The sequence below is a fragment of the Arthrobacter sp. P1_H7 genome, assembly GCF_056405215.1.
In genome coordinates, this window is the sequence record NZ_JBFUCO010000001.1 from 13177 (window position 1) to 32537 (window position 19361).

Annotated in this window: 17 protein-coding genes; 5 read left to right on the plus strand and 12 right to left on the minus strand. The window is 67.4% G+C overall.

Annotated features, from left to right (window positions below; genetic code table 11):
- Positions 1 to 16: 16 nt before the first annotated feature.
- The 4 genes from AC1DXI_RS00070 to AC1DXI_RS00085 all read right to left on the minus strand — a co-directional run bounded on the left by AC1DXI_RS00070 (position 17) and on the right by AC1DXI_RS00085 (position 4294).
- Positions 17 to 1156 carry a bifunctional 2-methylcitrate synthase/citrate synthase gene (locus AC1DXI_RS00070; protein WP_476936947.1) on the minus strand — a complete coding sequence of 380 codons (1140 nt, stop codon included), beginning with the start codon at positions 1154 to 1156 and terminating at the stop codon, positions 17 to 19.
- Between the two features lie 62 nt (positions 1157 to 1218).
- Complete coding sequence (gene prpB / locus AC1DXI_RS00075; RefSeq protein WP_476936948.1) at positions 1219 to 2121, minus strand: methylisocitrate lyase; 903 nt, start codon at positions 2119 to 2121, stop codon at positions 1219 to 1221.
- On the minus strand, positions 2122 to 3642 hold the full coding sequence (locus AC1DXI_RS00080) for an MmgE/PrpD family protein (RefSeq protein ID WP_476936949.1): 1521 nt from the start codon (positions 3640 to 3642) through the stop codon (positions 2122 to 2124). It abuts the gene before it with no gap.
- Positions 3635 to 4294, minus strand: coding sequence for a GntR family transcriptional regulator (locus AC1DXI_RS00085; protein ID WP_370124970.1), 660 nt, complete (start codon positions 4292 to 4294; stop codon positions 3635 to 3637). The genes AC1DXI_RS00080 and AC1DXI_RS00085 overlap by 8 nt, the downstream gene beginning before the upstream one ends.
- A gap of 187 nt (positions 4295 to 4481) precedes the next feature.
- Between AC1DXI_RS00085 and AC1DXI_RS00090 the strand changes: the two genes are divergently transcribed.
- On the plus strand, positions 4482 to 6392 hold the full coding sequence (locus AC1DXI_RS00090) for an AMP-binding protein (RefSeq protein WP_476936950.1): 1911 nt from the start codon (positions 4482 to 4484) through the stop codon (positions 6390 to 6392).
- 17 nt (positions 6393 to 6409) lie between these two features.
- Here AC1DXI_RS00090 and AC1DXI_RS00095 read toward each other — a convergent pair whose 3' ends face one another.
- On the minus strand, positions 6410 to 7348 hold the full coding sequence (locus AC1DXI_RS00095; RefSeq protein ID WP_476936951.1) for a LysR substrate-binding domain-containing protein: 939 nt from the start codon (positions 7346 to 7348) through the stop codon (positions 6410 to 6412).
- 241 nt (positions 7349 to 7589) lie between these two features.
- Here AC1DXI_RS00095 and AC1DXI_RS00100 point away from each other — a divergent pair, with 241 nt between their 5' ends.
- Together AC1DXI_RS00100 and AC1DXI_RS00105 are read left to right on the plus strand one after the other, a co-directional pair.
- Positions 7590 to 8708, plus strand: coding sequence for a PrpF domain-containing protein (locus AC1DXI_RS00100; protein WP_476936952.1), 1119 nt, complete (start codon positions 7590 to 7592; stop codon positions 8706 to 8708).
- Positions 8709 to 8718: 10 nt separating this feature from the next.
- On the plus strand, positions 8719 to 10167 hold the full coding sequence (locus AC1DXI_RS00105; protein ID WP_476936953.1) for an SLC13 family permease: 1449 nt from the start codon (positions 8719 to 8721) through the stop codon (positions 10165 to 10167).
- 277 nt (positions 10168 to 10444) lie between these two features.
- Here the strand turns inward: AC1DXI_RS00105 and AC1DXI_RS00110 are convergent, their stop codons facing one another.
- Positions 10445 to 11164, minus strand: a complete 720-nt coding sequence (locus AC1DXI_RS00110; protein WP_476936954.1) for a response regulator — start codon at positions 11162 to 11164, stop codon at positions 10445 to 10447.
- Positions 11161 to 12873, minus strand: a complete 1713-nt coding sequence (locus AC1DXI_RS00115; protein WP_476936955.1) for a sensor histidine kinase — start codon at positions 12871 to 12873, stop codon at positions 11161 to 11163. Before AC1DXI_RS00115 ends, AC1DXI_RS00110 begins: the two co-directional genes overlap by 4 nt.
- Before the next feature lie 137 nt (positions 12874 to 13010).
- Here AC1DXI_RS00115 and AC1DXI_RS00120 point away from each other — a divergent pair, with 137 nt between their 5' ends.
- Positions 13011 to 14384: a cation:dicarboxylate symporter family transporter gene (locus AC1DXI_RS00120; RefSeq protein ID WP_476936956.1), complete on the plus strand. Its 1374-nt coding sequence runs from the start codon at positions 13011 to 13013 to the stop codon at positions 14382 to 14384.
- 117 nt (positions 14385 to 14501) lie between these two features.
- Here AC1DXI_RS00120 and AC1DXI_RS00125 read toward each other — a convergent pair whose 3' ends face one another.
- The 3 genes from AC1DXI_RS00125 to AC1DXI_RS00135 are packed head-to-tail and all read right to left on the minus strand — an operon-like array spanning position 14502 to position 17497.
- Entirely contained in the window at positions 14502 to 15251 is a 750-nt protein-coding gene (locus AC1DXI_RS00125; protein ID WP_476936957.1) for an ABC transporter ATP-binding protein, read from the minus strand.
- Positions 15244 to 16350, minus strand: a complete 1107-nt coding sequence (locus AC1DXI_RS00130; protein WP_476936958.1) for a FecCD family ABC transporter permease — start codon at positions 16348 to 16350, stop codon at positions 15244 to 15246. The genes AC1DXI_RS00125 and AC1DXI_RS00130 overlap by 8 nt, the downstream gene beginning before the upstream one ends.
- Positions 16310 to 17497 carry an ABC transporter substrate-binding protein gene (locus AC1DXI_RS00135; protein WP_476936959.1) on the minus strand — a complete coding sequence of 396 codons (1188 nt, stop codon included), beginning with the start codon at positions 17495 to 17497 and terminating at the stop codon, positions 16310 to 16312. The genes AC1DXI_RS00130 and AC1DXI_RS00135 overlap by 41 nt, the downstream gene beginning before the upstream one ends.
- 194 nt (positions 17498 to 17691) lie before the next feature.
- Between AC1DXI_RS00135 and AC1DXI_RS00140 the strand changes: the two genes are divergently transcribed.
- A complete protein-coding gene (locus AC1DXI_RS00140; RefSeq protein WP_476936960.1) occupies positions 17692 to 18462 on the plus strand; it encodes a DUF6390 family protein in 771 nt (256 codons plus the stop codon).
- A 53-nt stretch (positions 18463 to 18515) separates the two neighbouring features.
- Here AC1DXI_RS00140 and AC1DXI_RS00145 read toward each other — a convergent pair whose 3' ends face one another.
- Together AC1DXI_RS00145 and AC1DXI_RS00150 are read right to left on the minus strand one after the other, a co-directional pair.
- Positions 18516 to 18773 (minus strand): HypC/HybG/HupF family hydrogenase formation chaperone, encoded by a 258-nt coding sequence (locus AC1DXI_RS00145; protein ID WP_476936961.1) that lies wholly within the window; start codon positions 18771 to 18773, stop codon positions 18516 to 18518.
- A 13-nt stretch (positions 18774 to 18786) separates the two neighbouring features.
- The gene (locus AC1DXI_RS00150) at positions 18787 to 19359 is read right to left on the minus strand and encodes a hydrogenase maturation protease (protein ID WP_476936962.1); all 573 of its coding nucleotides are present in this window, start codon (positions 19357 to 19359) and stop codon (positions 18787 to 18789) included.
- Positions 19360 to 19361: the final 2 nt, after the last annotated feature.

The window sequence follows — 19361 nt, forward strand, 5'->3', positions numbered from 1 at the left end:
TTCGCAGGAAGCCCTGCTACGCCAGGTGCCGTTCCTCGACGCCGTTGTACTCGCTCAGCGGACGGATCAGGGAGTTCGAATCCAGCTGCTCCATGATGTGCGCCGTCCAGCCCGTGATGCGGCTGGCGACGAACAGCGGAGTGAAGGTGGCGGTGTCGAAGCCCATGAGGTGGTACGTGGGTCCGGTCGGGTAGTCGAGGTTCGGTTTGATCCCCTTCGCCTCATCCATCGCCGTTTCGAGCCCGTTGTACAGGCCCAGCAGCTCCGGCCGGCCGTAGTGCGCGATCATCTTGTCCAGGGCGGCCTTCATGGTGGGCACCCGGGAGTCGCCGTGCTTGTAGACGCGGTGGCCGAAGCCCATGACCTTCTTCTTGTGGGCCAGGGCGTCCTCCATCCAGGCCTTGGCCCGGACGTGGGCGTCCTCCAGTGACTCCTCCGGCCGGATGCCGATCTCGTCAAAGGTGTGCATGACGGCCTCGTTGGCCCCGCCGTGCAGCGAGCCTTTGAGGGCGCCGATGGCGCCGGTCACGGCCGAGTGCAGGTCCGAGAGCGTGGATGTGATGACCCGTGCCGTGAAAGTGGAGGCATTGAAGGAGTGCTCGGCGTACAAGATCATGGAGACATTGAACGCGTCGACTACTTCGGGAACGGCTTCCTCACCAAACGTCATCCAGAGGAAGTTGGCGTCGTAGCCCAGGTCCTCGCGGGGTTCCACCACGTCCTGGCCGCGCCTGCGCCGCTGGTCGTAGGCCACCACGGCGGGCATTGCCGCGAACAGATCGATGGCCTTGGCCAGGTTGGCTTCGCGCGAGGCGTCCTCGGCGAGGGGGTGCCGGGCCCCCATCACTGACGTGGCAGTCCGGCAGACATCCATGGGGTGGGCGGTGGTGGGCAGCGCGTCAATCACCTGTTTGACGACCGGATCCAGGGCCCGCCCGGCGCGTTCCCGGGCGGTGAACTCCGCGAGTTGCTCCGCGTTGGGCAGTTCGCCGTTCCAGAGCAGGTACGCGACTTCCTCGAAGCTGCACTTGGCAGCCAGTTCCTGGACAGGGTAGCCGCGGTACAGCAGCGAGTTCGTGTCCGGGTTGACCTTGGAGACCGCGGTGTAGTCTACCACGACGCCGGCGAGGCCCTTTTTAATGTCCTGTTCAGCCATGCTGAAACTCCTTTGTTCCTAACGCCTGTATACCGGCACGTGCCGGAGGTTCTATGCGGGGCTTACTTGCCGGGGATCTGGAAATTAAAGACTCCGGTATCGAAACGGTTGTAAGCCTCGTAATCAACGAGATCGTACAAACGCGCACGGGTCAGCATGCTTCCAACCTGTGCCTCCTGGGTTCCGTCGGCCTTAATCGATTCCAGAGTACGCTCCGCAGCGCCCATGGCACTACGGAGCAGCGTCACCGGATAAATGACCATATTGACGCCGACGCCGGCCAGCTCCTCCACGGTGAACAGGGCGCTCTGGCCGAATTCGGTCATGTTGGCCAGGACCGGGACGTCGACGGCGTCGCGGATGGCCTGGAATTCGGCCAGGTCCTTCATCGCCTCGGGGAAGATCGCGTCCGCGCCGGCTTCCACGAGCGCTTTGGCGCGCTCCTGGGCGGCCTCGAGCCCGTCCGTGGCGCGGATGTCGGTCCGGGCCATGATCAGGAAGTTCGGGTCGCGGCGGGCGTCGGCCGCGGCCCGGATCCGCTTGGTGGCGGTCTCCAGGTCCACGACGTTCTTCCCGTCGAGGTGGCCGCAGCGCTTGGGGTTGAACTGGTCCTCGATGTGGCAGCCGGCCAGGCCGGCGTTCTCGAGTTCCTGGACCGACCGGGCCACGTTCATGGGCTCGCCGAAGCCGGTGTCGGCGTCGACGATGGCCGGCAGGTCCGTCATCCGGGCGATTTGTCCGGCGCGGGTGGCCACCTCCGTGAGGGTGGTCAGCCCGATGTCCGGCAGGCCCAGGTCATTGGCGAGGACGGCGCCGGAAATGTACACCCCGGCGAAGCCCTTCTCCTCGATCAGCCGCGCCGAGAGCGGGTTGAACGCGCCGGGGAACTGGGCGATGGTGCCGGACGCGAGGAGTTCGCGGAACCGGATGCGCTTCTGCTCCGGCGTGACCTTCGAATACAACATTTAGAAGAGTCCCTTCGGGGCGCCGGCGAGGTCGATCACGCCGTCGGCGGCCTGGATGTTCAGCTGGTCCAGCTCGCCGGCGGCGAGCTCGGGGAGCCGCGCGGCGGCGGCAAGGAAGCGCTCGATCTCCTCATCGGCCACCAGGCCGGCGGCGAGGGTGCGGAACTTGTTGACGTACTGCTCCCGGGCGAACGGCCGGGCGCCCAGCGGGTGGGCGTCGGCCACCGCGATGTCATCGGTGATGACCGTGCCGTCCTTGAGCGTGATCTCCACGGTGCCGCCGAAGGCCTTCTCGGCGATGTCCAGGGAGTGGTAGCGCCGGGTCCATTCCGGATCCTCGACCGTGGTGACCTTGTGCCAGAGTTCCACGGTGTCGGGGCGGGCGGCGCGTTCCGGGGCGTAGGAGTCCACGTGGTGCCAGGTGCCGTCCTGCAGGGCGACGGTGAAAATGTACGGGATCGAATGGTCCAGCGTCTCGCGGCTGGCCGTGGGATCGTACTTCTGCGGGTCGTTGGCGCCGGAGCCGATCACGTAGTGCGTGTGGTGGCTGGTCTTGATCAGCACGGACTCGACGTTGGCCGGGTCAGTGACCTCGGGGTGTTCGCCGTTGAGCTTGCGGGCGAGGTCGATCCACGCCTGGGCCTGGTATTCGGCCGAGTGTTCCTTGGTGTAGGTGTCCATGATGGCCCGCTTGGCCTCGCCGGCCTCGGGCAGCGGCACGGTGTAGGAGGCGTCCGGGCCGTCCAGCATCCAGGCGATCACGCCGTCTTCGCCCTCGTAGATCGGCACGGGGGAGGTCTGGCCGCGCATCGCCCGGTCCGCGGATTCGACGGCCATCTTGCCGGCGAACGCGGGGGCGTGCGCCTTCCAGGTGGAGATTTCGCCCTTGCGGGACTGCCGGGTGGCGGTGGTGGTGTGCAGCGCCTGGCCGACGGACTGGAAGATGGTCTCGACGTCGAGGCCCAGCAGTGTGCCGATGCCGGCGGCGGCGGACGGGCCGAGGTGGGCCACGTGGTCGATCTTGTGCTTGTGCAGGCAGATGGCCTTGACCAGGTTGACCTGGATCTCGTAGCCGGTGGCGATCCCGCGGACCAGGTCCCGGCCGCTGGAGCCGACGTGCTGGGCGACGGCCAGGATCGGAGGGATGTTGTCACCCGGGTGCGAGTAATCCGCGGCCAGGAAGGTGTCGTGGTAATCGAGTTCGCGGACCGCGACGCCGTTGGCCCAGGCGGCCCATTCGGGGGAGACGCGTTCCTCGATGCCAAAGACCTTGGAGCCCTTGCCGCCGGTGCTGGGGCCGTGGGTGAGGGCCTGGGCGCGGGCCGCGACGATCGGGGCGCGGTTCAGCGACGCGATCGCCACCGACGCGTTGTCGATGATCCGGTTGATCACCATGTCGGTGACCTCATCGGTGACCTCCACGGGATCCGCGGCGACCTTGGCGATCTTGTAGGCGAGCTGGTCCCCGCGGCCCAGGTTTTCCTCGCTCTTGTAAACGCGGACGTGGTGTTCCTTAACCATGGTGCTCCCTTTGCTGAGGTGTATGGGTGGCTTTGACGTGCGAAAGACTGCGGTGCAGGTGAAGCGTGGTGGCGGCCTCGGCCAGGCGCGGGTTCCCGGCTGCGATCGCCTCGGCGATGGCCGCGTGCTCGGCGGCCGCGGCCGTGAGCCGGGCGGCGTCGTCGGCGGCCAGGCGCCGGACGCGCACGAGGTGGACGCGGAGGCTGCGCATGGCCTGGACGAGATAGGCGTTGGAGATGGCGGCGTCGATGGCCGCGTCCAGCCGTCCGACCAGCCCGTAGTAGTCGTGCAGGGCCGGATCCTGCCCGCCGATGAGTTCCGGCGCCTGGAGCAGTTCGCGCCGCAGCTGTTCGAACGTTGCGGGGTCGCCGCGCTCGGCGGCCAGGGCGGCGGCCCTGCCTTCGAGGGTTTCGCGCAGTTCGAACAGTTCGTCGATGTCGTCCAGGGAAATGTCGGTGACGACGACGCCGCGCCCGCCCGCCGTCGTCGTCAGCCCTTCGGCGGTGAGCCGGCTCAGGGCCTCCCGCAGCGGGGTGCGGGAGATGCCGAGGCGCGCCGACTGTTCCACCTCCGCGAGCACGGTTCCGGGCAGGAGGCGCCATTCGATGATGTCGTCGCGGAGGGCCGCGTAGGCCTTGTCGCTGGCGCGCATCCTGCCTCCTTCGGTGGTGGTTTTGTCGGGATGGAACACCAACAGTGTATACACGCGGCGGCGCTTTGCCCAGTAATTGCCGGTTGCAGCCGAGAAATAGCTGAGTACTGTATACATAACCCTTGTATCGCCGGTCTGCCCCGGTTTACCATGGCTGCATCACAACGTCGTGGACAGGATGTACGTCATGGTCACCAAGAGCTACCGGGCCGCCTACGAACGGAGCCTGGAACATCCCGCAGAGTTCTGGCTGGAGGCCGCGCGCGGGATCTCCTGGCAGACGCCACCGCGGCAGGCCCTCGATGCGGGCCGGGCGCCGCTCTACGACTGGTTTCCGGACGGGGTCCTGAACACGTCGTACAACGCCCTCGACCGGCACGTCGCCCAGGGCCGGGGCGAGCAGGACGCCCTGGTCTACGACTCTGCGATGTTGGGCACCCGGCAGAGCTACACCTATGCGGAGCTGACCGACCTCGTGGCCCGGTTCGCCGGTGTCCTGCGCCGCAGCGGCGTCGGCAAGGGCGACCGTGTGGTGATCTACATGCCGATGATCCCCGAGGCGGCGATCGCGATGCTCGCCACCGCACGGCTCGGCGCCGTGCACTCGGTCGTCTTCGGCGGGTTCGCCCCCAAGGAACTTGCCGCCCGCATCCGTGACGCGGCCCCGGCGGCGGTGGTGACGGCGTCCGGCGGCATCGAGCCGTCGCGCCGGATTGAATACCTGCCCGCCGTCGCCGAGGCCCTCGGCATCGCCGGCGCCCCGGACACGCCCGTCCTGGTCAAAGCCAGGGAGGGCTTCGGTTCGTCGGTTTCCTCCATGGCGGCCGGGCACCCCGGGTGGCTCGACTGGGATGCCGAGATGGCTTCCGCCGAGGCTGCCGCCCCGGTGGACGTCGCGGCGACGGACCCGCTGTACATCCTCTACACCTCGGGCACCACCGGCTCGCCCAAGGGCGTGGTGCGGGACAACGGCGGCCACGCCGTGGCCCTGAAATGGACCATGGAAAACCTCTACGACATCGGCCCCGGCGACGTCATGTGGACCGCCTCGGATGTCGGCTGGGTGGTGGGCCACTCCTACATTGTGTACGGGCCGCTGCTGGCCGGCGCCACCACCGTGCTGTACGAAGGCAAGCCGGTGGGCACGCCCGACGCCGGCGCCTTCTGGCGGGTCATCCAGGACCACAAAGTCAACGTGCTGTTCACGGCGCCGACCGCGCTGCGGGCCATCCGCAAGGCCGACCCGGAGGGCCGGCTCCTGGACAAGTACGATATTTCCAGCCTGCGCACCCTGTTCGCGGCCGGCGAGCGGCTGGACACCGACACCTTCCACTGGGCCTCCCGGGTGCTCGGTGTTCCGGTGGTCGATCACTGGTGGCAGACGGAGACGGGCTGGGCCATCTGCGCCAACCCCCGCGGCCTCGGCGGACTGCCGATCAAGGCCGGCTCGCCCAGCGTCCCGATGCCCGGCTTCAAGCTCAACATCGTCGACGGCGCGGGCGGCGACGTCGAGGCCGGCACGGAAGGCAACATCGTCCTGGGCCTGCCGCTGCCGCCCGGCACCCTCACCACGCTCTGGCGCAACGACGACCGCTACATTTCCTCCTACCTGCAGGCGTTCGAGGGCTACTACGCCACCGGCGACTCCGGTTACCGGGACGAGGACGGCTATGTCTTTGTCATGGGCCGCACCGACGACATCATCAACGTCGCCGGGCACCGGCTCTCCACCGGCGCCATGGAACAGGTGATCGGCCAGCACCCGGCGGTCGCCGAATGCGCCGTGATCGGCCTCGCCGACCCGATCAAGGGCCAGCGTCCCAGCGGCTACGTGGTCCTCAAATCCGGAGTGGACGTTGAGGAGGACATCCTGGCCAAGGACCTGATCGCCCTGGTCCGGCGCGACATCGGGGCCGTGGCGGACTTCAAGCACGTCACTGTGGTGGACGCCCTGCCCAAGACCCGCTCGGGAAAGATCCTGCGCAAGACCATGCGCCAGATCGCCGACGGCGAGAACTACGTGGTGCCCTCCACGATCGAGGACGCCGGCGTGATCGAGGCGCTGCTCGAGACCCTGCGCCCTGCCGCTACCGAGTAGCGGGGGAGCCTTGTGGTCTAGTGATAGTCGCCGGCCCGTTCGCGGGCGATTTCCAGCAGGGTGGAGTGGAAGGCCACCTCGGCCGGGGCGTAGACCTTGTCCTCCCGCTGAGCCAGCAGTATCCTCCGCAGCGGGGCAGCGGAACCCAGACTCAGCACCTTCACATCGGGATGCTGAAGTGCCACGGCGGTCTTGGGCACCATGGCCACGCCCATTCCCACGCTGACCATGGCCTGGGCCTCCTGGTAGTCGTTGGCCAGGAAGGCAATCTCCGGTTCAAACCCGGCGTCGTGAGCGGAACGCTGCAGCACCTCCACGACGGGGTGGGCCTCGGCGCGCACGATCCAGGACTCGTTGCGCAGGTCCTCCATGCTCACCTGTTCCCGCTCGGCGAGGGGGTGGCTGCGGGCCACCAGGATAACGGTGCTCTCCCGGAATACCTCGGTTACGCGGATGGAATCGTCCCGGAACGGATTCCAGGGGTAATCCCAGAGCAGGCACAGACCCGTGACCCCGGACTGCAGATCTGCGACTAGTTCATCGAAGCGGGCGCTGCGCAAAGAGAGGCTGATGGCCGGGTAGCGCTTCTTAAAGGTCCGGATGACTATGGGCAGGAAGGATCCGGCCAGGGTTGGGAATGTCCCCACGCTCAGGGACCCGCGTCTGAGGCCGGCAATCTGGCCCAGGTCGGACCGGGCTGCCTGCATCTGCCAGACAATCTTGCGTGCGTGGCCGGCCAGAACCTGGCCGGCCTCGGTGGGCACCACCCCGCGGGAGCGACGGGTGAGCAGGGGCTGCCCCACCTCCTGTTCGAGCTTGCGCAACTGCTGGGAGACGGCCGAGGGCGTGTACATCATCAACTCGGCCGCCGCTGTGATGGAGCCCTGCTCCACGACTTCCAACAGGAGCGCCAGCCGCCTTATGTCGAACAAATCCTGACCTTCGTCGTTAAGCAACGCTTCACCCTTCTTCGCCTTTGGTTCATTCCCTGCTGGGGCGGGGCCTCCATTGAGAACTTCGAGCCCTATTCCTGGCAACGGACGCTTAGGAGTCGAGGAATAACCCTCCAGCAGTCCATGATTTAAGCAATTCTACATGCCCCTGAAAAAATCCAACATTGTCTAAAATTGTGATCTGGCTCAATCTCTTTTCAGGTCCTCATTCAAGTCTGAGGCACGAGGAGAAGCGGGAATCACCATGAAGATCGAAGCCCAATGGATGCGCGGAGGCACCAGTAAGTGCTGGGTGTTCGAAGCGGAGCATCTCCAGGCGGGGGGCACCAGCCTCGATGTGCTGCTGCCGCGGCTGTTTGGCAGCCCGGACCCGCGCCAGATCGACGGCGTCGGCGGCGCCACCTCGACCACCAGCAAGGCCGTGATCCTGCACCGGCCCGTCAGTGGCGACGTCGACGTTGAGTACACCTTTGCCCAAGTGGGCGTCGAAGAGGCCGCGGTGGACTGGGGCAGCAACTGCGGGAACGGCTCGGCGGTGGTGGGTCTGTACGCCATCGAGAAGGGCTGGGTGCTCCCAAACGGAGACGTCACCCGGATCGTCACCCGCAACACCAACACCAACCAAATCATCGTCCAGAGTGTGGCGACCCCTGCCGGAGCCCTGGCCTCCGTTCCGGACGCCCGGATGCCAGGCGTACCCTTCCCCGGCTACGCTGTGGGGCTCGGCTTCCAGGACCCTGCCGGCAGGACCACCGGTGCGCTGCTGCCCACCGGAGCGGCCACTGACACCCTCACCGCCGGCGGAACCTTCTGGACCGTGTCGATGGTCGACGCCGGAGCGCCCGTGGTGATCGTCAACGCCGAAGAGCTGGGCCTGGACCCGGCCAGATACGACAGCTGGCGCGCCGGAGTGGAGCTGCAGCTGGATACCCTGGAGCAGATTCGGCGTCAGGCGGCGGTGCGGATGGGGCTGGTCCGCACGACAGCCGAAGCGGCCCGGGCCATCCCCAAGCTCGCCGTTGTCGCCGCGCCGACCCAGGCCGACCCCGGCTGCGACGCCAACGTCATGATGCTCTCCATGGGCAAGCCCCACCCGGCCCTGGCCATCACCGGCAGCATCGCCCTGACCTTGGCCGCCCGCACCCCCGGCACCGTGCTGCACACCATCACGGGCGACTCCCTGGGGAGCACGCTCCGGCTCCGCACCCCCGCCGGGGTCATTGAGACCTGGAGCGAGGAGCACGACGGGACGCTCCTCGTAGGCGTCGACCGCACAGCCCGCACCATCGCCACAACCATCATCCATCTCCCCGAGGTCCCCGGCAGCGCCGTCGCTGCCTCCCTCGCGGGAGCCACCCGCTGAGGAGACCATCATGACCAAGACTGAGCACCGCACCGCTGTCGCTGCGGACGAGACCCGGGACAACGACGCCCCGCGTCCAACCCGTCGCCGCCGAATCCTACTGGCGGCGGCGGCCGCCGGGTTCGCGTTCCTGGCTTTGATTGCGCTCGTGCTGGGGGGTGATATCTTCAACCCCTCGGCCACCCCGCAACCGGAGCACTCCATGACCGCTGTCCAAATCATCCCGCTCGTCATCCTCGTCATAATGTTCATCGTCGCCACAAAATGGCCGCTGAACATCGGGGTGATGGGGCTGGTCGCCTCCTTCGGCGTCGGCTATTTCATGCTCGGAATGACGGACAAACAGATCCTCGAAGAGTTCCCCGCCAGCATTGTCGTGACGATCATCGGAGTCACCTATTTCTTCAGCATGGCCCAGCGGAACGGCACCATCGACATCATCGTCCAGACCTGCGTGCGCCTCGTCAGGGGCAAGACTATGCTGCTGCCCTGGGTGTTTTTCCTGATCGCTGCTGCGCTCACGTCCCTGGGCACCTTCTCACCGGCCGCCGTTGCGCTGCTGGCACCGGCGGCCATTGGATTCGCCTACGAGTCCCGGATCCATCCCGTACTGATGGGCGCATTTATCATCAACGGAGCGCACGCCGGCGGCTTTTCCCCGCTGTCTGTTGCCGGTGTGCTAGTGCACGATATCGCTCTGAAGAACGGATTTCCCATCTCCCAGGGCGCACTCTTTATTGCAAGCTTCGCTCTGAATCTCATTCTCTCCGTGCTCACTATCGTCCTGTTTGCCCTCCTGGGCAGGCTGCGAGACGGCGAAGGCGGCCAGCATGCCGACGTCGACACCGCCCGGACCAGCCGTCCTGGCGGGCAACAGATCCTCACGCTGGCACTGATCGCGGTGATGCTCGTGTGCACCCTGGGGTTCCACCTGCCGATCGGCTTTGTGGCGCTCTCTGCCGGACTCCTGTTGGCGCTGGTAAACATCAGGGAACACCAAACGTTTATAGGCGGCGTCTCCTGGTCCACCGTTTTGCTGGTGGCCGGCATGATCACCTATGTCTCCCTGCTCCAGCATGTTGGCGTCATTGATACCCTCGCCGAGCAGGCTCTGGCGCTGGGCGCACCGCTGCTGGTGGCGCTGGTCCTCTGTTACGTCATTGGCGTCGGCTCAGCCTTCGCCTCCTCCACGGCGTTGTTGACCGCGTTCATTCCCCTGGCCGGTCCGCTTCTGGCTACCAGCTCGCTGAGCGCCTCAGGAACGGTCGCGGCGCTGGCGATCGCGGCCACGGTGGTGGATGTCTCGCCCTTCTCCACCGACGGTGCACTGGTCGTCGCCAACGCCCGCGACGACGATAGGCAGCGAGTCTACCGGCAGCTAATGGCCTATGCGGGGGGAGTGGTGCTCGTAGCCCCGGCCCTCGCCTGGGTCCTGCTGGTCCCCACCGGCATCATGTAACCGCACGGCCAACGGCGACGCGGCTGCCTGGTCCAGGCCGACCCCGCCGCATTGAATGAAGCCTTCGGTTGCGGCACGTAACCACGAAGAAGGCCTGGACACAGAGTCCGCCAGCACCAGACCGCAGTGGGGCGGCGAATGATGATCACCCGGATCATCGCCTATTCGCAACGCGCGCCGCCCCACTGCCTTGGCACTTCAACAGCGACCGCATGGCATTAACCGGAATCATTGCCGTCAAGTGCCCCTCGATGGCGGGAACGGGGGAGCGGCAGGCCTACGTCTGCGGCCGGTTCCAGCGGTATTCGTTCTCCGGCCGGCCGGGGGTGCCGTAGCGGGCCGCGCGGGAGACTGTGCCGGCGTCGGCGAGGTACTCGAGGTAGCGCCGGGCGGTGACCCGGGACATGCCGAGCGACTCCATGACCTCGCTGGCCGACACGGCCCCGGCCTGGTGCTTGATGAAGTCCTTTACTGATTCCAGCGTGGAGACGGACAAACCCTTGGGCAGCGACACTTCGGAGGGGGCCCGCAGGCTCGCGAAGGCCTGGTCCACATCACTTTGGGAGGCCCCGGTCCCGGGCTTTCCCGTCCGGGGCGAGGCCAGTTGCTCGCGGAACTGCCGGTAGCTGGCGAGCTTGTCCGCGAACGTGGCGTAGGTGAACGGCTTGATCAGGTACTGGACCACGCCCGTGGCCACCGCGCTGCGGACGATGTTCAGCTCCCGCACGGCGGTGATGGCGATAATGTCCGCGAACAGTCCCGCCGCCCGCATCCGGCGTGCGATGTCCAGCCCGTGCAGGTCCGGCAGGTTCATGTCCAGCAGGACCAGCTCCACCGGATTGCCGGCCGCGGAGAATTCGGTGAGCAGGCGCAGGGCGGACTGCCCGTCGGGCGCGCAACCGGCCAGGGTGAAACCGTCCAGCCTCTCGATGTAGGCGGCGTGCGCCGCGGCAGCAATGGGCTCATCTTCGACGACGAGCACCCGGATCTCGCTCATGGCTGTCCCTCTGTTGTGACCGGCGGTGTTGTGACCGGCAGCGTGACGCGGAAGAGTGCTCCGGCCGGGCTGGTGATTGTCATGGTACCGCCCAGCCGCTGCACGGACTGGCGGACCAAGGCCAGGCCGAGGCCGCGTCCGAACGGTCCCGGGGTCTTGGTGCTGAAGCCGTGCCGGAAGACGTCCTCCACGGCCGCCGGGTCGATTCCGGGACCGCTGTCCTCCACCGTGATCTCCAGGGCGGAACCGGTGGTCTCGACGGTCAGCTCCACGAGCCTGGGTGCCGGCGCCTCGGCCGCGGCGTCGATGGCATTGTCCAGCAGGTTCCCCAGGATGGCCACGAGGTCCTGCACGGCCAGCCCCGTCACCGCCGTCGAACCGCCGGTATTAAGGGTCAGTTCGACGCCGCGTTCGTTTGCTTCGGCTGCCTTGCCCATGATCAGGGCCCCGAGCACCGGTTCCTCGATGGAACTCACCAGGTCATCGCTCAGGCGCTGGCTGAGTTCCAGATCCTTGGTGGCGAAGTCCAGCGCCTCGGGACCCCGGCCCAGTTCCATGAGCGAGACGATGGTGTGAAGCCGGTTGGCGTGCTCATGGGTCTGGGCGCGGAGCGCGTCCGAGAGCGTGCGCATGGTCTCGAGTTCACTGCCCAGGGATTCGATTTCGGTACGGTCCCGGATAGTGGCAACGGTTCCGTAAACAGGAGCGCCAGAGACGGCAGCGCCTGACACCGCTCCACGCTGGCGGGCGCCGGCAGACTCGGGTCCCACCGCGGGGCCCTGGTTGACCACGAGGATCCGCGAGCCGGTCAGGTGGATCTCATCCAGGGCGGTCCGCCCCGATTCGAAGAGCTCCTTGAGGCTGGGGGCCAGCGGCAACTCCGCGAGGGAGGGCGCCGCCTGGCGCCCGCCCCCCGCAGCGCCGGCGCCGTCCGCGCCGGAAGGGGGAACGCCGTCGGCGGACTGTTTCCTCAGCCCGAGCAGTTCGGCGGCCTGGTCGTTATACATCACCACTTTGCCCTTGGGATCGATGAGGATCACGCCCTCACGCACCGAATGCAGCACCGATTCGTAGTACGCGAAGAGCTGGCCCAGCTCTTCCGGGCCCCAGCCGCGGGTCACCCGGCGCAGGTACCGGCCCAGGAGCCAGGCCGCCGCCGAACCGCCGGCCAGCAGCGCCAGGCTGATGGCCAGCAGCGCCGGGAGCCGGCCGGAGAGTGCAACGTCCACCGTCCGGACCGTCACGCCCGCGGCCACGAGCGCCCGGACCTTGCCGTCGGCATCCTTGACCGGGGCGATGGTGCGCACCGACGGGCCGAGGGTACCGGCCATGACTTCCGTGAACACCTGGCCGTGGAGGGCCGCGTCGATGGAGCCGATATACGGTTTGCCCAGTTCCTCATCGCGCGGGTGGGTCCAGCGAGTGCGGTCCGGGGCCATGATCGTGACGAAATCCGCGCCGGCGTCGTTCATGATCTCCAGGGCATACGGCTGCAGCAGGGCCGTGGGATCGGCCGTGTCCGCCGCCGCCAGGACGAAGGGGGCGTCGGCGACGGTGGTGGCGATGCCGGCCATCCGGCGTCCGGCCTCGTCGTAGGCGTGATCGCGCGCGTCGATGAACACCGCCGTGCCAACGATCGCCGTCAGGGCCACCACGAACAGCAGATTGGCCGCAAACAGCCTGCGGGCGATGCTCCAGCGCCGGATCATCAACACCTTCCATGACCAATATGAACGCAAGGGTGATGCGCGTCACCTTCTCATCAATGATGGGGTTACACGCAAGAAGGACAAGAGCGGACCACAGCCAGGACCGCACCAAGTCCAGCCTATCCAAGGAGAACACCATGGCCTCTCAACGAGGAGAGTCAGCAGCACCGGCCGCCGCTCCGGCCAAGAAGCGCAAGGGACTGGACAAGTCCCACTACCTCTACATCGCAGTCATCGTAGCCGTGATTGCGGGTGCCGTTATCGGTCTGCTGTTCCCCGAGGTCGGCAAATCCCTCAAACCGCTCGGCGACGGCTTCATCAAACTCATCAAGATGATGATCGCGCCCGTAATCTTCTGCACAATCGTGCTGGGCATCGGCTCCATCGCCAAGGCCGCCACGGTCGGCAAAGTCGGCGGCCTCGCGCTCGCCTACTTTGTGGTCATGTCCACGTTCGCCCTGGGGATCGGCCTGGTGGTCGGCAACCTGATCCACCCGGGCGAGGGCCTCAAGCTCGCCCCCTATGATCCGAACAAGAAGGCGGCAGTCGACAGCACCGTTGACTTCCTGCTGGGCATCATCCCGGGCGACATTCCCGTGTTGCCGACTCTCCTCGCCGCGATCCTGGTCGGCTTCGCGCTGCAGAAGATGGGCCCGCAGGGAGCCCCGATCCTCAAGGCCGTCGGTTACGGACAGGCCCTCGTGTTCCGCATCCTCATCATGATCATGTGGCTGGCCCCGGTCGGAGCCTTCGGCGCGATCGCAGCGGTGGTCGGTGCCACCGGCTTCCAGGCCATCATCAGCATGGCGACCCTGATGGGCGCCTTCTACATCACCTGCGCCCTGTTCATCGTCGTGATCCTCGGCGGTTTGCTCAAGGCGGTCGCGGGCGTCAGCATCTTCAAGCTCATGAAGTACCTCGGCCGCGAATACCTGCTGATCTTCTCCACGTCCTCCTCCGAAGCCGCGCTGCCCCGCCTGATCGCGAAGATGGAACACCTCGGCGTGTCCAAGCCGGTCGTGGGTGTCACGGTCCCCACCGGCTACTCCTTCAACCTGGACGGGACCGCCATCTACCTGACCATGGCCGCGCTGTTCGTCGCCAATGCCATGGGTACGCCGCTGGACCTGGGCGCCCAGGTTTCCCTGCTGGTCTTCATGATCATCGCCTCCAAGGGTGCCGCCGGCGTCACCGGCGCCGGGCTGGCCACGCTGGCCGCCGGACTCCAGGCGCACGCACCCCAACTGCTGGGCGGTGTGGGCATGATCGTCGGCATCGACCGGTTCATGTCCGAGGCGCGCGCCCTGACCAACTTCACCGGCAACGCCGTCGCCACAGTGCTGATCGGCACCTGGGTCAAGGAGATCGACGGCGGACGCGTGGACCGTGTCCTCGCCGGTGCCGAGCCGTTCGACGAAGAGACGATGCTGGCCGACCACTCCGGTGCACAGGACGCCGAACAGCCGGCACAGCCGGCACAGCCGGCACAACCGGTCCTGGCGCACGCCTGACCGCACGCCTGCACCTTCCCGGTCGCGGCCGCGATCCCCGGCCCCGGCCGGACGCAATACCGCTCGGTGACGCCCAAGCGCCCGGCAGCCCAGCGGCCGGGCGCTTGGGCGTTCGGATCAGCCCTCGTCGGCGCCGAACGGGGTGACCACCGTGCGGCGGGGCGTGCCGGCGTCGTCGTAGTTCAGGGTGCTGACGCGGACGCCGTACAGCGCCGAAAGCTGCGCATCGGCGAGGAGCGGACCGGCAGGCCCGGTCACCACACCCTGGGCGCCCATGAGGACCACCGAGTCTGCGAGGAACAGGGCGTGGTCCGGGTGATGTGTGCTCACGAGCAGCGACATCCCGGTCCGCACAAGTTCCCTCAGGAGCTGTAGGACCCTGACCTGGTTCTTCAGGTCCAGCCCGGTGGACGGCTCATCCAGGACGAGGAGCCGCGAACCGCCGGCGATGGCCCGTGCAATGAGGATCAGCTGCTGCTCGCCCCCGCTCAGGGTCGGAAACAGCCGGTCGGCCAGGGCGGCGATCCCCACCCGGTCCATGGCGTGAAGCGCGGCGGCCCTGTCCCGGCTGCCGGGGGAGCGGAAGACGCCGATGTGGCGGGCACGGCCCATGACCACCATGTCCAGGGCGGGGTAGCCGAACGTGCTGCCGCGCGCCTGGGGAACATAGCCGGCCGTCTCGGACCTGCGCACCGCACCCTCCCGTACGGCCAGCATGCCTGCCGCGCAGCGCACCAGGGTTGTCTTGCCGCTGCCGTTGGGCCCCAGAACTGCGGTCACGGTGCCCGGGGGCACCGAGAAGCTGAGATCCTTGAACACCCAGTTCTGCGGTGAATAGCCAAACCCGGCCCCGCGCAGCTCAAGCACCGTCCCAGATCCTCTCCCGGTTCCGGCGCAACAGTACGAAGAAGACCGGTGCCCCGATCAGGGCGGTCAGGACGCCCAACGGGATTTCCCCGGCCGTGGCGGTGCGCGCAATGGTGTCGATGGCGATCAGGTAGGCCCCGCCCAGCAGGAATGAGACCGGCAGCAGCACGCGGTGGTCCGGGCCCACCCACATGCGTGCGAGGTGCGGGATGACCAGCCCCACCCAGCTGATGACGCCGCTGACGGCGACGGCGCCGGCAACCATGAGGGCCACGGCGGCCAGGACCACCCAGCGCAGGGGGCGCGGACGGAGCCCCAGGGCGGTGGCGTCATCGTCCCCGAGCGAGAGCACATTGATCCGCCACCGCAGGGCCAGCAGGACGACGCCGCCGGCAGCGATCGGAATGAGGGCCACCAGCACTTTCGCCCACGTAGCGGTGGAGACACTGCCGAGCAACCAGAAGACGATTGCGGGCAGGGTGGTGAACGGGTCCGCCAGATACGTCACCAGGGCCACCAGGGCGGAGAAGAACGAGGCCGTGACGATTCCTCCGAGGACCACCATGAGGATGTGGGCGCCGCCCCGCCCGGACGTGATGAGGAAGACGATTCCCAGTGCCAGCAACCCGAAGCCGAACGACCCGCCCACGAGGGCGACGGGGCCCAGGCCCAGCAGCAGGGCCAGGGCACCGCCGAAGGAGGCTCCCGATGAGACACCGATGACCTCCGGGCTGACCAGGGGATTGCGGAACACGGCCTGCAGCGCTGCACCGCCGATTGCGAGGGCGCCGCCGACCAGCAGGGCGAGCAGGACCCTGGGCAACCTGACCTGCAGCACCACGTTTTCCTCGGCCGCGGGAAGGTCCGGGCCGAAGGGAACTATTCGGGAGGCCAGGATCTGTACGACGTGGTCGAGGGGCACGTTGTAGCGGCCGCTGGCGAGGGCCAGCGCGGACACGGCTGCCAGGACGGCGCCTGCGAGCAGGCAGGGACCGATGAGCTGGCGCAGCTTCGATCCCCGGCGGCCGCCAGGGTGTCCCGTGGTCAGAGGCTGGGCCTCACGAAGCATCGAACTGCCGGTAGTTGGCCGAGGTGCCATTGGCTTCGGTCCACAGGATCTTGTCCAGCTCCGACGCCGATGGCCGGTAGCGGTACAGGAAATCGAAGTAGCCGTTTGTCTCGTCCCTCAGCGCGGAGCGGTTGCCGGCAGGGAAACTGACATCGGTGAGCCAGCGCCACATCAGTGGTGACTCCTGGCCGGGGGGATCCCAGCGGTAGCCGCCCAGCGGGACCTTGTAGACGCGGCGGGAGCGCACGGCGGAGACGCTTTGCCACACGGGGTTGCCGTAGACGTCGGCGGGCATCGCGTCGTCGAAGTTACCGAGCAGGATGATCTCCGGATCCCAGGCAAGGACCTGTTCGACGTCCACGCCCACCATGCCCTTGCCCTGGAGCCCCTGCGGGCCGGTGGCGGGGTTGTGTGCCCCGATGAGCTTGATGTAGAAGTCGTTGTAACTGCCGTTCCCGGCCACTTTGAGTCCGCCGCTGAACCTGTTGAAGTAGATGATGCCCGGGCCGCCGGTGCCGCGGGCGGCGGCCTCGGCCTGGATGGCCTTCTGCTGCCCGTCGCTGCGCGCCTTCATCTGCACAGCCCGGTCCGGGCGCCCCAGCATCGTTGCGAAGAGCGCAGTCCACGTGTCCACGTCCTGCTGCGTGCCGGTGTTCGTAATGCCCAGGACCTTCATCCCGGCCTGTTCCAGTGGTGCCGTCAGTTGCGCATCGCTCCACTGGACCACGACGTCGGGGTTCAGTGCCCGGATGCTTTCGACATTGGGCGTGAAGTCGGTCGTGGCAATGTCGTGCGGGATGTTCAGGGCCTCCGGGTACATGGCGCCCATGGCGCCGTCGCGCATCGCCACCCAAGAGGCGTTGTGCATCCCGGCGAGACGGCCGGCGCCTTGGTCGACGGCGGCCAGCAGGGAGGCGGCCGGCATGGGGATGGTCACCACCCGGGTGACCGGGCGGTCGAAACTCAGTACGGTCCCGCGCTGGTCCGTGACCTGGATCCCGGCAGCGCCGGAGGCGGAACCCGGTGGCGCAGTACCTGCAGTGCCTGCTTGTGGCGTTGACTGTGGCGTTGACTGCGGCGGTGTGCCGGCCGGGGCGCAGGAAGCGAGGAACAGCGCCCCTCCGCCGTAGAGAGCCGCTGCCAGTACAGATCGTCGGTTGGCTTCGGGGATGCTCATCGGCCTACCTCCCGGGAAGGACCGCGCGCAACGGCCATTCGCTCCGCGCCGGCCACAGCAAGGATCCCGGTGCGGCATTTCCTCACAGCATCCGCCGAATGCGCAGGGGTGTCAATGCCGGCAACGCGGGCATTGTTCGCCGAGGGGCGCCGGTGCTAGCCTCGCTCATATCCCCTGTGAAACGAGGCCACGGGATGGAAATCAACGGCGCCCAACTGTTTGTCCGCTACGCTTATCCGCCGAATTCGCGGGGCAGTTGCGGGCCGCCTGACAGCGACGCGCTGCTGCACTACGGACAGTCCGGGGTGACCGACGCGGGCCTGCGCGAACTTGCCAAGGGGTTCGCCGGCGCCTGGCCGTACCTGGAGCTCATCGCCGGTGCCACCGGCAACCCGGACCCGCTGGACTACGCAGTGGTGGAGGCCTACTGGGTGGGAAACACGCTGCTGGACACCGTGGGTGTGCGCAGCATCGGCAATTCCATGGAGGACCGCTTCCGCGCACGGACCGGGCATCAGTTCCCGCACCTGATGGAAGGGGTCCTGGCCGGCGGCGTCCCGCACCACAGCTTCCACGTCCTGGAAATCTATCCGTGGACAGGACTCTTGCGCGATGACCGGCGCTCATCCACGGCCCTGAATGTCCTTGACCAATGCCGCATCCGGTGGGGCGAGGTGGTGGCCGTCGAAGGGGACAGCGCCCTCGTGCGCTCGCGGCCCCTTGCGTGGGACGGGATGGGGCTGTCGCTGGGGGAACCGGTGATCGAGACGGCCAAGTATGCCGTGGCCGGGTCCGGCTTCATCGCTGACCTCACGCCCGGGGACATGGTGTCCCTCCACTGGGACTGGGTGTGCGACCGGCTCTCGCCGGCCCAGCTCCACCGGCTCCAGCACTACTTTGCGCGCCACCTCAAGATCGCCAACTCCGGCGTGGAGCACCGCGGCGCCGCGATCGCCCTCGAATAGCGGGCGCCTGCAGTTCCGCCAGTGGGGGGAGTCCAGCCAGTGGGGAGCGAAGGCTACGGGACCGTGTCGGTGGGGTCCGGGCCCCTTCCCATGAGCTCAAGTCCCGTCATCGCACGGTCGGCACCATCCTGATCCACACGCTCCAGGGCGAAGCCCATGTGGATCAGGACCCACGTGCCGCTCGCCAAGGGGCCGTCGTCGAGGAGGCCAATGTTGATTTTGCGCTCCACTCCGGCCACATCCACCAGGGCGAGCTGCCCGTTGTAGCCGTCGATCACTTCGATGATCCGGCCCGGTATTCCCAAACACATCTGTGGTTCCTCCTCAGCCAGCTTCATCCGGAACCGCGCTCGCGGGCGCTGCGCCTGCGTTCGTGATGCGGGCTGTGACCAGGGTGCGGACTGCTTCCACGGCCGCCGGGACGGCACGGGACACGTCCTCGGACAGTCCCATGCCCTCGTCCGTTCGCCCCGCGATGCAGCCGACCAGATAGGTCTCCGGCAGCGATCCGCCCAAAACACGGAGACGGCGGAGGACAGCCAGCGGATCCATGCCATGCGGATCGAAGGCTGGATTGACACGAAGGCCGGCTGGCGTCAGCGGTCCGCCGCTTTCCAGGTCCTCCGTCCGGATCTTCAGGATCCGGAGCGTTCCGGCGCTTGTGCTCCCGTCCGCCGGGGCCGGGAGCACATCCACGAGCACCAGCGCGTCCACCCCGTCCAGGAGATCGTAGGCGAGGTGCAGCCCGCGGATCCCGTAGTCCCGCACCTGGACCTCCTCCGGCGCCCAGCCGGGCAGGCCGGAAACCTCCTCGGCCAGTCGGCGGGCGACGGCCGGTCCAAATCCGTCGTCGCGAAGGAACACGTTCCCCACGCCCGCGACGAGAACCCCGCTCACGC